The organism is Collinsella tanakaei (assembly GCF_030373545.1).
Taxonomy (GTDB): domain Bacteria; phylum Actinomycetota; class Coriobacteriia; order Coriobacteriales; family Coriobacteriaceae; genus Collinsella; species Collinsella tanakaei_C.
The window spans coordinates 128,103-144,214 of the sequence record NZ_JAUDCO010000002.1 but is presented as its reverse complement, the minus strand read 5'-3'; the positions used below and the strand labels follow the sequence as shown (position 1 = coordinate 144,214).

11 protein-coding genes are annotated in these 16,112 nt (G+C 64.4%); 1 reads left to right on the top strand and 10 read right to left on the bottom strand.

Going from position 1 to position 16,112, the window contains the following annotated elements; all coding sequences use genetic code 11:
* Positions 1-19: 19 nt before the first annotated feature.
* The 10 genes from QUW00_RS02075 to arcA form a co-directional block, all read right to left on the bottom strand.
* Positions 20-499, bottom strand: coding sequence for a hypothetical protein (locus tag QUW00_RS02075; RefSeq protein ID WP_289612742.1), 480 nt, complete (start codon positions 497-499; stop codon positions 20-22).
* Between the two features lie 90 nt (positions 500-589).
* Complete coding sequence (gene rsmH, locus QUW00_RS02070; RefSeq protein WP_289612741.1) at positions 590-1,555, bottom strand: 16S rRNA (cytosine(1402)-N(4))-methyltransferase RsmH; 966 nt, start codon at positions 1,553-1,555, stop codon at positions 590-592.
* Between the two features lie 21 nt (positions 1,556-1,576).
* On the bottom strand, positions 1,577-2,011 hold the full coding sequence (locus tag QUW00_RS02065; RefSeq protein WP_289612740.1) for a division/cell wall cluster transcriptional repressor MraZ: 435 nt from the start codon (positions 2,009-2,011) through the stop codon (positions 1,577-1,579).
* Between the two features lie 333 nt (positions 2,012-2,344).
* A complete protein-coding gene (locus QUW00_RS02060; protein ID WP_289612739.1) occupies positions 2,345-3,289 on the bottom strand; it encodes a site-specific tyrosine recombinase in 945 nt (314 codons plus the stop codon).
* A gap of 6 nt (positions 3,290-3,295) precedes the next feature.
* Positions 3,296-4,957 (bottom strand): CTP synthase, encoded by a 1,662-nt coding sequence (locus QUW00_RS02055; protein ID WP_289612738.1) that lies wholly within the window; start codon positions 4,955-4,957, stop codon positions 3,296-3,298.
* A gap of 231 nt (positions 4,958-5,188) precedes the next feature.
* Positions 5,189-6,670, bottom strand: a complete 1,482-nt coding sequence (locus QUW00_RS02050; RefSeq protein ID WP_289612737.1) for a DUF1846 domain-containing protein — start codon at positions 6,668-6,670, stop codon at positions 5,189-5,191.
* Positions 6,671-6,829: 159 nt separating this feature from the next.
* Positions 6,830-7,954 (bottom strand): aminotransferase, encoded by a 1,125-nt coding sequence (locus tag QUW00_RS02045; RefSeq protein ID WP_289612736.1) that lies wholly within the window; start codon positions 7,952-7,954, stop codon positions 6,830-6,832.
* A 530-nt stretch (positions 7,955-8,484) separates the two neighbouring features.
* Positions 8,485-10,062 carry a YfcC family protein gene (locus tag QUW00_RS02040; RefSeq protein WP_289612735.1) on the bottom strand — a complete coding sequence of 526 codons (1,578 nt, stop codon included), beginning with the start codon at positions 10,060-10,062 and terminating at the stop codon, positions 8,485-8,487.
* Positions 10,063-10,201: 139 nt separating this feature from the next.
* Positions 10,202-11,197: an ornithine carbamoyltransferase gene (gene argF, locus QUW00_RS02035; RefSeq protein WP_289612734.1), complete on the bottom strand. Its 996-nt coding sequence runs from the start codon at positions 11,195-11,197 to the stop codon at positions 10,202-10,204.
* A 341-nt stretch (positions 11,198-11,538) separates the two neighbouring features.
* On the bottom strand, positions 11,539-12,780 hold the full coding sequence (gene arcA / locus QUW00_RS02030) for an arginine deiminase (protein ID WP_289612733.1): 1,242 nt from the start codon (positions 12,778-12,780) through the stop codon (positions 11,539-11,541).
* A 696-nt stretch (positions 12,781-13,476) separates the two neighbouring features.
* Between arcA and ppk1 the strand changes: the two genes are divergently transcribed.
* The gene (ppk1, locus tag QUW00_RS02025; RefSeq protein WP_289612732.1) at positions 13,477-16,056 is read left to right on the top strand and encodes a polyphosphate kinase 1; all 2,580 of its coding nucleotides are present in this window, start codon (positions 13,477-13,479) and stop codon (positions 16,054-16,056) included.
* Positions 16,057-16,112 lie beyond the last annotated feature (56 nt).

The following is a 16,112-nucleotide window of genomic DNA, read 5'->3' as shown; positions in this document are numbered from 1 at the left end:
TATCGGGCATGGCGAGTCGCTAACGGACGGCGGCGTCGGCATCCGCATCGACGGACGCCTCCGGCTCGGCCTCGGCGGAACCGGCGAGGTCGACCGTGACGCTCTTATCGGAATCGACCATGCCGAACGTGGCGGTGGCGATATCGCGAATCCTGGTGGGAGAGCTGAATACCGAGCGCATGACCTCGAGGTTCGTGCTCTCGTCGCGTCCGGCCTCGAGCGTCTGCGTAAGCTCCGCGTTCGCGTTGAGCGCCGAGGCGGTCGCGCCCGCGATCGCGATGCGCGCGACGCCCACGGTGACGAAGAGCATCGCGAGCACGCAGAATACCTTGAGCACATGGAAGAACGCCGGGCTCACCGCCTGGTTCGCCTGGAGTCCCTCGCCCGAGACGACATGGAGCTCCGGGCGCTCCTGATACCGGGGCGCGAGCTGCTCGGCAGATGTGGAGACGGGCTGCATATCATAGGCGTATGCTGCGTTTGATTGACGATAACCCATGCTATGCAACCTCGTCCCTAAGCTTGAGTGGTGCGTTTGAAGTACGTGTAGCCGTGTTCGGGCGCGGGTCCGAGGCGCGGGTGTGCGGCCTTACAGCCGCATCGCCACGCGGATCTTCGCCGAACGGGCCCGTGGGTTGCGCGCCACCTCGTCGGCACGCGCGACCAGCGGTTTTCGTGTGAGAATCCTGAGTGCCGGCACATGGCCGCACACGCACACCGGAATATCCGGCGGACACGTGCACCCCTGCGCATGCTCCTGGAAGATGTGCTTGACGATGCGGTCCTCCAAGGAGTGGTACGAGATGACGCAGATGCGCCCTCCCGGATTGGTCCAGCGGACCGCCGCCTCGAGCCCCCGTTCCAAGACATCGAGCTCATGGTTGACCTCGATGCGAATGGCCTGGAAGCTCTTGCGCGCAGGATGTCCCCCATGGCGGCGCGCGGCGGCGGGAATGCCCGCCTTGACGGCCTCCACGAGGTCCCCCGTGGTGACGAGCGGAGCGTCCGCGCGCCGGCGCACGATCTGACGCGCGATCTGGCTTGCGAACTTCTCCTCGCCGTACACGCGAAGAATCCGGGCGAGGTCTGCTTCGTTATAGGTGTTTACGACCTCAGCTGCGTTTAAGGTGTTGTTACCCGGATCCATCCGCATATCAAGCGGGGCGTCCTCGTGATACGAGAAGCCCCTTCCAGGGATATCGAGCTGCGGGCTCGAGACGCCCAAGTCGAACAGGAATCCGTCCACGCCGGGGACCTGGGCCGAGCACAAAAGCTCGTCCAGATCGCCGAAGTTTCCTTTCAGGAGCTTGCACGGCGTCCCGGGCGCCTCGACGGCAAGGCGCTTGCGCGCCGCGTCGAGAGCCATGTCATCCTGGTCGATTCCGATCAGAAGGCCGGAGGTGCCCACCGCCCCCGCCAGCTTGACGGAGTGGCCGGCGCCACCGAGCGTGCAGTCGCACGCGATGCTGCCCTCCGAAAGGTCGAGCTGCTCGAGCACTTCCGCGAGCATGACAGGTTCATGCCGGTATTCAGGTGTCAACGTTCCCGTCTCCATGCTCGTGTCCTCCGAAAAACGCTAGTTGAAGAAGTCCGCAAGCGCGCTTCTCACGGAGGCCTTGCGTGCCTCGTGCGTCGCGCGATCCCATACCACCAGGCGGTCGTCGTTACCCACGACGGTCACCTCGCGGTCGAGATGGGCCTCCCCACGGACCGTCTCGGGAAGGCTGATACGGGCGGCGGAGTCTATTTCAAGTGTGGTTGCCGCACCGTTAAGAGCCTCCTTGACCAGTCGATGCTGCTCATTGGTGGGGTCGAAACCCCCCTTTGCCGCAAACACCGACATGAGCCAGTCCTTGAACGTGTCCTCGGTGAACACATACACGGCGTCGATCTCCTTTTCAGGAGCGGCGAGGACGCGCACCTGGTCCCCAAGCTGCTTACGGAAGGCAGGCGGCAGAGACAGACGACCCTTTGCATCGAGATTTCGATCGTAGGTCCCTGTCAGATACACCGCTGCACCCCCTTGGCTTACTCGTGGGCAGATGCGGGAGCCACCCCGCCGTCGACGCTTTAAATAATATGGGTTGGCTCCCCCTTTTGCAACATTTTCTCCCACAGTCTCCCCCAACGGCACCCATGCCCCCTCAACGGGTTGCAGGGCTCCCCTGGCGGGACAGAACGGAACACAAGATGTAGGGGTATGGAAACAAATGGGCCCCCACCGGTCGATGGGGGCCCTGTGAGACAAGTCTTCAAGTTCCACTTGAAGCACGCTTCAGGTGTATGGCGAAAATGTAGTGAGGCCCGCTGGGCGACCGCAACCGCGGCGCCCGCGCGACCGCGATCAGGCGCGCGGATGGGCCGACAGATACACCTCGCGCAGGTGCGTTCGGTCGATATGGGTGTAGATCTGCGTGGTCGAGATGCTCGCGTGCCCCAAGATCTCCTGCAGCACGCGCAGGTCCGCACCGCCGGCAAGCATATGGGTCGCAAACGAATGGCGCAGGGTGTGGGGATGCAGTCCCACGATTCCCACGAGACGGCCGTAGCGCTCGACGAGCGCGTGCACCGACTGACGCGAGATGCGGCCGCCGCGCGCATTCAGAAACACCGCCGAGGGCACGCCGGAGCGGCTGTGTCGAGCAAACGACGTGCGGGCACCTTCCAGATAGGACCCCAGGGCGCGGGCAGCGGCGCCCGCGATGGGAACGACGCGCTCCTTGGACCCCTTGCCCACCACGCGCAGGAACTCATCGTCGAGATAGACGTCATCCATATCGAGTCCCACCAGCTCGCTCGCACGGACACCGCACCCATAGAGCACCTCGAGGATCGCCCGATCGCGCGCGCCGGCATCCGTCGGCGGGAAGGGCTGGTCGAGCAGGGCGCCGACGGCTTCGATTGACAGACAGTCCGGCAGGCGCTCGTCGACGCGCGAGAAGTTCACCCCCGATGCCGGCGTGGCCTGCGCCAGACCCTCGCGGGCCAAGAAGCGATGCAGGCCCTTCACACTCGACAGGCACCGGTTGACCGAGCTCGCCGCATACCCCGCGTCATGCCGCGCGACGACGAAGTCCTCGATGTCGCGACGCGTGACGGCGTCAGGGTCATCGATGCCGCGCTCTTGCAAAAAGCAGACGTATGCGCCGAGGTCGCGACGGTACGCGGACAGCGTGTTGCCCGCGTAGCCGCGTTCGACGGACAGATATTCGAGGTATTCCTCGCAGCAGCGCCCAAAGGCCGACGGCGGAAAGTCCGCCGATGCGCTATGACGGTCGCGAGCTGGCACGGTCGCCTACCGATCGGTCGGGTTGATGGGGTTCACCTCGGCGCGCTCCACGCCCTCATGGCGGGCGATCGACGCGCGGACGAACTCGCGGAACAGCGGCTGGGGCTTGGTGGGACGGCTCTTGAACTCGGGATGGGCCTGCGTGGCAACGAACCACGGATGAGCCGTGCGGGGCAGCTCGACCATCTCGACCAGGCTCTCGTCAGGGCTGATGCCCGAAATGACCAGGCCTGCGTCGGCGAGCTCATCGCGATAGGCGTTGTTGAACTCGTAACGATGGCGATGGCGCTCGTAGACCAGCTCCTCCCCGTACGCCTCGTGCGCGAGCGACCCGGGCGCAAGGCGGCAGGGATAGGCGCCCAGGCGCATGGTACCGCCCTTTTCGGTCACATCCTCCTGCGAATCCATGAGGTCGATGACCGAATGCGACCCATCCGGGTCGAACTCGGACGAGCTGGCATCGGCAAGGCCCGCGACGTTTCGGGCGAACTCGCAGACCGCCACCTGCATACCAAGGCAAATCCCCAGATAGGGAATCTTGTGCTCGCGGGCAAAGCGGGCGGCGCAGATCTTGCCATCGAAGGCGCGCTTGCCGAAGCCGCCGGGCACCAGAATGCCCGACGCGTCGCGCAGCACCTCGTCGACATTGCCCGCGTCGAGGCTCTCGCCGTCGACGAGCTGCACATCCACGTGGCGATCGAAATAGATGCCGGCATGGTGCAGCGCCTCGATGACCGACAGGTAGGCGTCGGGCAGCTGCGTGTACTTGCCCACCACGCAGACCTTCACGCGGTCGGTGTGGCGGTTGGCGTGGTCCTGCTTATCCAAGAAGGCGTACCAGTCCTCCATGTGGCGCTCGCGCGGCTCGAGGCCCAGGCGCTCACAGACGCGCAGGTCGAAATCCTGGTCGGCGAGCAGGCGCGGCACGTCGTAGATGGAGGAGCAGTCCTCGTTGGTGAACACGCAGTCGACGTCCACGTCGCAAAACGACGCGATCTTCGCACGGATCGCATCGTCGATCTCGTGGTCGCTGCGCAGCACGATGATATCGGGCTGGATGCCGAAGCTTCGCAGCTCCTTGACGGAATGCTGCGTGGGCTTGGTCTTGACCTCATGGGCGGCAGCGATATAGGGAACGAGCGAGACGTGGATGTAGCAGACGTTATCGGGGCCCGCGTCCTTGCGGTACTGGCGGATCGCCTCGACGAACGGCTGGCTCTCGATGTCGCCGATGGTGCCGCCGAGCTCGGTGATGACCACGTCGGCGCCGGTCTGCTCCTCAATGCGGCGGAACTTGTCCTTGATGGCGTTGGTCACGTGCGGGATCACCTGCACGGTGCCGCCCAGAAAATCGCCGCGGCGCTCGCGCTCGATCAGGCTGCGGTAGACGGCGCCCGTGGTGAAATTGGAGTTGCGCGTGAGGTTCTCATCGATGAAGCGCTCATAATGGCCGAGGTCAAGATCGGATTCGTATCCGTCCTCGGTCACGAACACCTCGCCGTGCTGAAACGGGCTCATGGTTCCCGGGTCGACGTTGAGATAGGGGTCGGCCTTCTGCATGGTCACCTTGTAGCCACGGCTCTTGAGCAGGCGTCCCAGCGACGCCGCGGTGATGCCCTTGCCCAGCGACGATACGACGCCACCGGTAACGAATACGTGCTTGGTCATGATGATGCACCTGAGCTTTCCCGTCGAAGTCCTATGGTCTTCACGGGTCTTCATTGTACAACTCGCCCTCGCGCGCGTCGCCACGTCTCACGTTCGTAACATTGAGGGGGTCATGCGGAAACATATTCGACAGGCGAACAACATCTGACGCCTGTCACCAAGACGGCGGGCCCGGCCATGCAGCCGAGCCCGCCGTCGCCGAGGCATACGCCCAAGGTCTGTCGGTTAACCCTACTTGTGGTACATGCCGCTGCGCTCGTACTTGGGCTCGCAGCACACGTTCAGGCCCAGACGCCGCAGCAGGTCCTCGTCGCTCGACGAGATGATGACCGAGAAGAACGCATCGCAGCCGCGCAGCTTCTTCAGGCCCTCGAGCACGCGCGCCGCGACCTCGCTCGTCGCGGACGTGATGGACAGGGCGATGAGCGTCTCATCGGGATGCAGACGCGGGTTCACGCTGCCCAGACGATGCGTCTTGAGGCGCTGGATGGGCTCGATGGCGTCGTCGCTGATGACCTCGAGCTCCATGTCCACGCCCGTCACGGCCTTGAGCGCGTTCATGAGCAGCGAGCTCGCGGCGCCCAGGCGCGTGGAGGTCTTGCCGGTCACAACCGAGCCGTCGGGCAGGACCATGGCGCCTGCGGGCGCACCGGTCGTCTCCTCCTTGAGCAGGGCCGCGGAGCGCGCCGGCGAGTAATCCTTCGTGACCCCCGCCTTCTTCATGATGCTGCGCAGGCGGTCGACCTGCTCGGAGCCGCCGCCCGTGCGCTTGACCTGCTCGGCAGCGGTGAAGTAGCGACGCACGATCTCCATCTTGGCGGCCTCGCGGCACGCCTCGTCGTCCACGATGGCATAGCCAGCCATGTTGACGCCCATGTCCGTGGGGCTCTGGTACGGGCTCTCCCCCATGATCTTTTCCATGAGCGACTTGACCACCGGGAAAGCCTCGACGTCACGGTTGTAGTTCACCGTCGTCTTCCCGTACGCCTCAAGATGGAACGGGTCGATGATGTTGGAGTCGTCCAGATCGACCGTAGCCGCCTCGTAGGCGATGTTCACCGGATGCGACAGCGGGAGGTTCCAGATGGGGAACGTCTCGAACTTGGCGTATCCGGCAGCGATGCCGCGCTTATGCTCGTGATAGAGCTGCGACAGGCAGGTGGCGAGCTTGCCCGAGCCGGGGCCGGGGGCGGTCACGACCACGAGCGGGCGCGAGGTCTCGATGTAGTCGTTTTTGCCATAGCCCTCGTCGGATACGACCAGGTCGATGTCATGGGGATAACCCTCGATGGGATAGTGCAGATAGCAGGTGATGCCGAGGGCCTCCAGGCGGCGGCGGAACGCGTCGGCGGCGCCCTGACCGGCATACTGGGTGAGCACCACGGAGCTCACGAGGAAGCCGTAGCTGCGGAAGATGTCGGTCAGGCGCAGGACGTCCTCGTCGTAGGTGATGCCCAGATCGCTGCGCGCGCGGTTCTTCTCGATGTCGCCCGCGTTGATGGCGATGACGATCTCGACGTCATCGGAAAGACTTTTGAGCATGCGAAACTTGCTATCGGGCTCGAAGCCGGGCAGCACGCGGCTCGCGTGGTAGTCGTCGAACAGCTTGCCGCCGAACTCCAGGTACAGCTTGCCGCCGAACTGAGCGATGCGCTCTTTGATGTGCTCTGCCTGCAGACTGATGTACTTGTCGTTGTCGAATCCCTGGCGCATGGGACGAGCTCCTCTCAGATGGCGGTCGGGTCGATATACCCTATCGACCGACTTAGTATAAGGCGTGCACGGCCGACAGGATACAAAAAGCGTCTCTCCCCCATCCATTTCAGACAAGCGGCATCTTGACCGGCATCCATCGCCGGGGCGCCAGACGGCTCAGCCGTCGATCTCCTCCAGGGCGGCTCCCAGGCGCGCGAGGCCCTCGCGAAGTACGTCGTCCGGGGCGCAGTAGCCCAGGCGCGCACCGCGCGGAAGGCCGAATCGACTTCCCGGCACGAGCAGGACCCCGCGCTCCTCGAGCAGCTGCAAGCTAAACGTCTCGTCGTCCATCGGGATGTCGAGTTGGATATAGGAGGTCGACACGCCGTGCGGGGCGGTCCAGCGCACGCGGGGCGTCCTGTCGATCCACGCCTGCACCGTCGCGAGGTTTCCCGAGACGATGCGGCGGTTGCGCTCCAGAACGGCATCGCGGTGCTCAAGCACGTAGGTGGCGAGAACGTCTCCGAACACGCCTCCCGAGATCATCGTGTAGTCGCGATAGGTTCGAATCGCATCGGAGACCTCGTCGTCGGCGATGACCCATCCGATGCGCGCTGCGGGCAACGAATACGTCTTGGAGACCGAGTTGGTCACAACCGCCCGGTCGTAGACGTCGACCATCGACCGATAGGCAACCGACCCATCGAGCGGAAGATACACCTCGTCGCTCAGCACGTAGGCGCCGACGGATGCGGCGATCTCCGCGATGCGCGCGAGCATCTCCGCGTCCATCACGGCACCGGTGGGGTTGGCCGCGTTGTTGATGCAGATGAGCCGCGTGTCCGGGCGGACCATGCGCTCGAGGTCGGCGATGTCGGGCAGCCAGCCAAGGTCCTCGCGGACGGTCCAGTGGTCGACGACGGCTCCAAGCGTGCGCGGGATCTCATAGAGGGGCGCATAGGTCGGCCATTCAGCGATCACATGGTCGCCGGGGCGCACGATGGCCATGATGGCGTTGAGGTTCGCGCCGGTGCAGCCGTTGGTCTGCAGGATGCGACGCGGATCGATATCGCGATCGTACAGCTTGCGCACCTCGTCTTTGAAGGCGGGCGACCCTTCGATCCAGCCATAGCCGAGCTTCTCGCGCTCGATGCGCTCGGCGAGCGTGGCGCCCCCTGCCCCATCGAGTGCGCGGAGCTCGTCTATCGTCAGCGCGGCTATCGTCGATTGCGCGATGTCCCAGACCGCATCGCGCTCATGGACGTTCAGCCAATCCTCGACACCGATGACTTTGATATCCATGGTGCTTTCCTTCCTTCCTCATGCCATGCATACAGGCGAGCCCCCGGCCGCGCTTTCAGGCGTGCACCCAGGGCATATCGTCGCACACGGCAAGCGCACGTGCGCTCGTGAATCGGATTGTGGTCACGCGGCGTCGATTGCTGTCATATCGATCGCCCTGACACGCGGACAACGCCCTGATACGCAATACGTTATATTGCGTATGCTCGCCATGAGCGAGCACGGAACCGTCCGGTGCGCCCGTTATGACCGATGCACGCCCCGGAATCGGGCATATCGAACGCCTTCGCTGCAGTAAACGGCCTCTCGCGACCACGAGGCGATTCACGAGCGACCCGCTCCCCGCCGCTGGCGCCGTGCACGGCGCCAGCGGCGGGGACAGCGTCGGCCGAGAACGCGCAAGCGCTACGGCTGCGACCACAAAAGCGCCCCCTCCCGCGCACGGAACGGAAGGGGGCTGAAAGGTAGGGTCCTCACCGGCTCACGAGCCGGCTAGACGTTGCCTTGGGCGCGGTTCGAGCGCTCGAGCGCTAGATTACGACCAGTGCGATGGTCACGATAACCGCGGACACGACCGAGAGCACCACGATGAGCTTCAGAGCGAACTTAAGCCAGGTGGTCCACTCGATGCGGGCGAGCGCCAGGCCGCCCATGATGGCGCCGGAGGTCGGGGTGAACAGGTTCACGACACCGATGGCGCTCGAGAAGATCATGACCATGACCTCAGGCGAGAAGCCGAGCTGGGCGGCCAGCGGGCCCATGATGGGCATGGACACGGTGGCCATACCGGAGGTCGAGGGGATGAGGAAGGACAGACCGAAGTACAGCAGCCACGCGAGCGGGGCGAACAGGATGCCGGACACGCCGGCAAGCGCGTTGGCCGCAGCGTTGAGCACGTACTGGTCGAGGCCAGTGGAGGCCATGAGGACCGAGATGCCGCGCGACAGCGCGATGATCAGCACGACGCTCATCATGTCGGCGGCGCCGGCGATGAACGTGTTGACGATCTGCTTCTCGGACAGGCCGCCCACGATGCCGATGATGATGGCCATAACGAAGAACCACGTGGAGGCCTCATCGAAGTACCACTGGCCGATCGGCAGGCCGGTGATGAACGCGGACCAGCCCTGAGCGGTCTGGACGTCGCCCACGGCGACACCCTCGACGGAGCCCTCGACGGTGGTCGCGGTCCCGTTGGCGTCGTCGTACGCAGCGACGAGGTCATCGGTGACGACCGGGGTCTCGACGGTCTCATACTGAGCGCCGGCGTCGAAGAAGTTCGCGACGCCCTCGTTGAGGTCGGCGATGGGGATGAAGCCGGCGATCATGACGACGAAGGTGAAGGCGAAGATGCCCAGGCACGCCTTCTGGCGACCGGTGAGCGTGACCTCCTTGGCGGCCTCGGCGGCAGCGGCGCCGTGGGCCTCCTCGGCGTTCTTGAGCTCCTGCATCGACAGGATGGTCGAGCCCTTGTCGGCCTTGACCTTCTTGGCATAGTTCATCACGAAGACGATGGAGATGGCAGTGGTCGCAATCCACAGGACCGCGCCCAGGCCGATGATGATGGTCTGGTTGACCTCGATGCCCACGCCGCGCAGGGAGTCGACGGCGGCGCCGACGGCAAACGGGTTGACCGTGGAGCCCAGGCAGCCGCAGCCAGCGCCCAGCAGGACGGTGGCAGCGCCGACCATCGGGTCGAAGCCGGCAGCCATCATGGTGGCGGCGAGCAGCGCGTAGAACGGAACGGTCTCCTCGCACATGCCGTAGGTGGTACCACCGAGCGAGAAGATGATCATCAGGACGGGGATGATCATGAGCTCGTTGCCCTTGAGCTTCTGCACGAGGGCGGCGATGCCGTTATCGAGGGCGCCGGTCTCGGTCATCATGCCGAGGAAGCCACCCAGGATCATGACGAACAGGCACACGGGGAGCGCGTCGGCGAAGCCCTTCACCGGGGCGGTGAAGAAGTCACTCGCGTTCGCCGGGGTAACCTGGTCAGGAGCCATGGTGCCGACGATGACCGTGATGATGGCGACGATGGCCAACAGCAGCAGAAGAATGGTAAATGACGAGAGCATGCCACGCTTTTTCTTGGTGGTCTCAGCCATTTTGCTCATCCCCCTTTCTTTCTACGTAAACATACGTCCGCGCAGCGCCCGCCGTGCCGTGCGAATCTCGGACAAAGCGCGGGCAACAGACTTAAACCCTGCCGGGAACGCATCCCGGCAGGGCTGAAAGGAGAGCGTGTTACTTGAGGGTCGCGTACATGACAGCCTTGATGGTGTGCATGCGGTTCTCGGCCTCGTCGAACACCTTGGACTGCGGGCTCTCGAAGACCTCGTCCTCGACCTCCATCTCGGTGACACCGAACTTCTCGGCGATCTCGGCGCCGGTGGTGGTGTTGGTGTCATGGAAGCTGGGCAGGCAGTGCAGGAAGATCGCGGAAGGATCGGCCTTGGCCATGAGCTCGGTGGTGACGCGATAGGGCTCGAGCTGCTTGATGCGCTCGGTCCAGACCTCGTCGGGCTCGCCCATGGAGACCCACACGTCGGTGTAGATGACGTGGGCGCCGGTGCAGGCGGCCTCGGGATCCTCGGTGAGGGTGATCGTGCAGCCGTTGGCGGCGGCGATGGGCTTGCAGGCCTCGATGACGTCATCGGTGGGCATGCACTCCTTGGGACCGCAGGCGACGAAGTTCATGCCGAGCTTGGCGCACACGACCATGAGGGAGCGGGCCACGTTGTTCTTGGCGTCGCCCATGAAGACGAGGGTCTTGCCCTTGATGTCGTAGTTGAAGTTCTCCTGGACGGTCAGGATGTCCGCGAGCATCTGGGTGGGATGCCACATGTCGGTGAGGCCGTTCCACACGGGCACGCCGGACTTGGCGGCGAGTTCCTCGACGTCGGACTGGGCGAAGCCGCGGAACTCGATGCCGTCATACATGCGGCCGAGCACGCGGGCAGTGTCCTCGATGGACTCCTTCTTGCCCATCTGGGAGCTGCCCGGATCGAGGTAGGTCACGCCCATGCCCAGATCCATGGCGCCGACCTCGAAGGCGCAGCGGGTGCGCGTGGAGGTCTTCTGGAAGAGCAGGACGATGTTCTTGCCCTCGAGGTAGCGATGCGGGGTGCCCGTGCGCTTGAGGTCCTTGAAGTTCTTGGCGAGAGCGAGCATGTACTCGATCTCCTCGGTCGTGAAGTCGAGAAGACGCAGGAAGCTGCGGCCGGAGAGGTTGACACCCATTGAAGGTTCCTTTCGGTAGAAATCCGTGCATAGCTGCACCGTACGGTGCAAGGGGTTCATCGTACCGGAACCCCCGATACGATGAACCCCGAACCGAACCCTTAACCGCTCATCATCTCGTCAGCAAAGGGATCGGTTTCCCGAGCGCCCCGAATCGTCCCGAAAACGGAGAGCATAGGCCTTCAGGGCAATGCCCGAACGCTTGAGGGGCGAGGCGAGGTGCTCGGGGAAGCGAGGTCGGTTTCCCAGGTGCCGCGGATCGGTGCGAACGAGGAGGGCGCACGCCTAGCGTGCGGCGCCCGACGAGTGAGCGCCGAGGCGCGGTGCCTGGGGAAACGAACCTAGAGGTCATCGCGCCAGAACGGCATGCTCATGCAGCGCGGGCCGCCACGACCACGGGAGAGCTCGGCCGACGGCACGACGAGCAGCTCCATGCCCTCCTTGTAGAGGACATCGTTGGTGACGTTGTTGCGCTGATACACGCAGATCTTGCCGGGGGCGACGGCGAGGGTGTTGGAGCCGTCGTTCCACTGCTCGCGCGCAGCCGCGATCGGGTCGCCGCCACCGCAGGGGATGAGCTTGACGGCATCGATGCCGAGCGCAGAGGCGAGCACGTGCTCGAGCGTATCGGTCGTCTCGGTGATGTTGACCTCACCGGAGTTCTTGCCCGGGGTGAGCTTGTAGACCTTGAGCGTGCCCATGATGGCGGGATGGATCGTGAACTTGTCGCGATCGATCTGGGTGAACACGGTGTCGAGGTGCATGAAGGCACGGGACACGGGGATGTCGAACGCCAAGATGGTGTCGATCTTGGAATCGGAGTTCCAGAACATGTTCTGGGCCATCACGTCGATGGCGGCAGCCTGGGTGCGCTGCGAGATGCCCACGGCGATGGTGTGCTCGTTGATGTTGAGCACGTCGCCGCCCTCGGTGTGGAAGGAGGAGTCGCGGCGGTAGTACAGCGACACATCCTTGTAGTCGGGGTGATACTTGAAGATGTACTTGCCGTAGATGGTCTCGCGGTTACGCGTGACGGAGTACATGCGGTTCAGGTTGACGCCCGTGCCGACGACCGCGAACGGGTCGCGGGTGAAGTACAGGTTGGGCATCGGGTCGACGAGCAGGTCGCTCTCGGACTCGGTGTTCACCAGGGAGTCGAGGGTGACGGAGCTCACGAGCGGCAGGTCGACCTCGGCCTTGGTGATGCCGGCCATCGTCTTCTTGACGAACTCGAGGTTGTCGGTGATGGACTCGAGCTTCTCGCGGATGGCGGGCGGGGCGATCCTGCCCTTGATGCCAGCCTCGTCGAGCCACTGATCGAGGAACTCCTCGCGCGCCTCCGGAACGGCGTCGAACGCCTCGGCGACGAGCTTCTCGAGGTACAGAACCTCGACGCCCTGCTCACGCAGGATCTCGGCGAAGCGATCATGCTCCTGCTGGGCCACCTCGAGGAACGGGACGTCATCGAACAGAAGACGCTCGAGCTCATCGGGGGGCAGGTTCAGGAGCTCTTCGCCCGGGCGATGCAGGCAAACCTTCTTCAGTTGCCCAATCTCGCTCGTGACATGCAGTCCCTTCGTCATAGCCTCCTACCTTTCTATCCAGGCCGCGCTCGCGGCCTCCCTGGCGGCCCTCGTGCTGGGCCGTCGCTTTCGGACACTCATAGATTTATCCAATATCACCTTCTTGTTGCGCGACACCGCCGAGCGGTATCAAAGGGGGCGTAGACGGTATATTTGTACGGTATGTGCATGATGTACTTTTATCCAGTAAAGCATGATTACGTGCAGAAATGAGCGCGTTTATGGGTTGATATTCGGATAACTCATCTCGAACTTACTCCGTATACTGAATATTTTTATGGCTGCTTTGTATATTTGCTTGTTTTTCGGCACGCCTCTCACAGGGCAAAAAAAGATTCATTTTGGCCAAAGAAATATGCGCAATGACCCCCTTGATGACCGCTCACCGTCAAAAAGGGACCGCTCGAAGCCGAACAGGTCCGGCCGCGACGACACACCGGGCTGCGCCGTAGCTCATGCGCACGATTCGTCTCGGCATTCCGCGCGGGAATAACAGGGGCCGCCCCATACGGTCCGCCCCATGCGGCGCGAAGTCATTGGCCCGCGCAATGTAAGCATCGTGGCAAGCTTTTCCGAATCCGCGCATCGTCGGCACTCCAAACCCCTATATTGGTGGTATCGCCGTGCGTGCGCACGCACCTGCGCAACCGGCGTTACGCACGACCCCGACCACGCACGGATGGAGAGCGGATAGCCATGGCTGCCAAGGACAAGGAACGCAAGAAGGGCGACAAGAAGAGGGCCGCAGGGACGCCTGCCGCACTCGGACAGGCCGATCGCCACGACTTCTCCTACACGCAAAACCGCGAGCTGTCATGGCTGCGCTTCGACGACCGTGTGCTCGCCGAGGCGTACGACGAGACGGTCCCGCTGTTCGAGCGCCTGAAGTTCGTCGCGATCTTCGAGAGCAACCTCGACGAGTTCTTCATGGTCCGCATCGGGGGCCTGTCCGATCTTGCCACCCTGAAGCACCAGCCGCGCGACAACAAGAGCAACCTGACCCCCGCCGAGCAGATCGACCGCGTCTTCGACGCGCTTCCCCCGCTCTACGACCGCGCCCAGCAGGCGTTCCACAACCTGGAGGGCGAGCTTGCGAAACGCGGCCTTGCGCGTCTCGAGCCCGATACACTCGTGGGCGACGAGCGCACGTTCGTCGAGGGCTACTTCAAGTCCTTCATCTCCCCCATCATCTCGCCGCTCGTCATCGATCCGCGCCACCCCTTCCCCAACCTGCGCAACGGAGGCCTTTACGTGGTGTGCGGCCTGGAGGGGACGCACGGCAGCGACGAGGCGGGCCTGCTCGGGCTGATCGAGGTGCCCGCTATGCTCCCGCGCGTCATCGAGATACCCAGCGACGGCGACGGCTACCGCTACATCCTGCTCGAAGACGTGATCATGGCATGCGTCGACGGCTGCTTCGGATCCTATGTGCCCCAGGACCGCGCCGTCATCCGCGTCATCCGCAACGCCGACATCGACCCGGATGGCGAGGGCGTCGAAGAGGACGAGGACTACCGCCAGCACATGAAGCGCATCCTCAAGAAGCGCCTGCGTCTGCAGCCCGTCTACCTCTACGTGCGCGGCGACCTCGCGCGCGGAACCGTCAAGCCCATCCGCCGCGCCCTCGAGCTCTCCGGCCGCGCGACCGCGGTCGTGGACATTCCCCTCGACCTCGGCTTCGTCTACGCGCTCGAGTCCCATATCCCCGAAGGCGCCCGCCGCGAGCTGCTGTTCGACCCGTTCACCCCGCAGGCGAACCCCGCGTTCACCTCTGGCCGCAGCATGCGCGAGCAGGTCATCGAGGGCGACAAGCTCCTGTTCTACCCCTACGAGTCCATGAGTCCGTTTTTGGACCTGGTGCACGAGGCGGCCTTCGACGAGCAGTGCTTCTCGATCCGCATCACGCTCTACCGCGTGGCCAAGCAGTCGCGCCTGTGCGAGTCGCTCATCTCTGCAGCCGAAAACGGCAAGGAGGTCACCGTCCTCATGGAGCTGCGTGCGCGCTTCGACGAGGAGAACAACATCGAGTGGGCGGAGCGCCTCGAGGAGGCCGGCTGCACGGTCATCTACGGGTCCGAGGGCTTCAAGTGCCATTCCAAGATCTGCCAGATCACCTATCGCGACGGCATGGCGCTCACGCGCATCACGCTGCTCGGCACGGGCAACTTCAACGAGAAGACCGCCAAGCTCTACTCGGACTTCATGCTCATGACCGCGCACCCCGGCATCGGCGAGGACGCCAACGCGTTCTTCCAGAACCTCACCCTGGGGAACCTGCGCGGCAGCTATCGCTACCTGGGCGTAGCGCCGGCGGGCCTGAAGCCGCTCATCATGACCGGCCTGAACCGCGAGATCGACCGCGCGCAGGCCGGCCTGCCGGCACGCGTGTTCTTCAAGCTCAACTCGCTGACCGACCGCGAGGTCATCGACAAGATCGCCGAGGCGAGCCGCGCCGGCGTTCAGGTCGAGATGATCATCCGCGGCATCTCCTGCCTGCTGCCGGGCGTCCCGGGCAAGACCGATAACGTGCATATCCGCTCTATCGTCGGGCGCTTCCTCGAGCATGCGCGCGTCTATGCGTTCGGCGAGGACGCCGATACCGTCTACCTGTCGTCCGCCGACATGATGACGCGCAACACCGAGCACCGCGTCGAGATCGCCTTCCCCGTCCTCGATGCCGACGCCCGCGCGCAGGTCATCGACTACATGCACATCCAGCTCGCCGACAACGTGAAGGCGCGCCGCCTCACCAGCGAGGGCACGTGGGCGACCATCGAGCGCGCGGAGGGCGAAGCGCCGTTCTGCGCGCAGGAGCACCTCATGGCCCTCGCCATCGACCGCGCGTCCTCAGCCGAGAAGGCGGCATCGAAGCGCGCCGTCGCGCGTCCCGCCGTGCCGCAGGGCACGCCCCCGACGTCGGCCGTCGAGCCCGATGACGAGGCGGTGCTCGAGCACGAGCTTCCCGCCGAGCAGCAGACGACAGCGGAGGCGGACCTTTCCGCAACCGCCGCTGCCGATCGGGCGGAGGCGGCAAAGAGCCCGACACCGGAGCCCGTCGCCGTCAAGCCAGATGACGCCGCGCCGCACGCCACGCCCGTCACCGCGACGATCATCGAGCCCGAACCGGCGCATGACGCGCACGCGGCGGGCGCTCCCGAGGGCGCAAAGCGCACGGACGCCATCGTCGTCCGCCGGCGCGGACGCGTCGGCACGGGCCTTGCGCTCGTGGGCCTGGGCATCAAGACGCTTCTGTTCGGCACGAAGAAGAAGCGCTAGCGCGTATCACAAGATGCAATCGGCACGCCGCCCTGGATCAGACCCAGGGCGGCGTT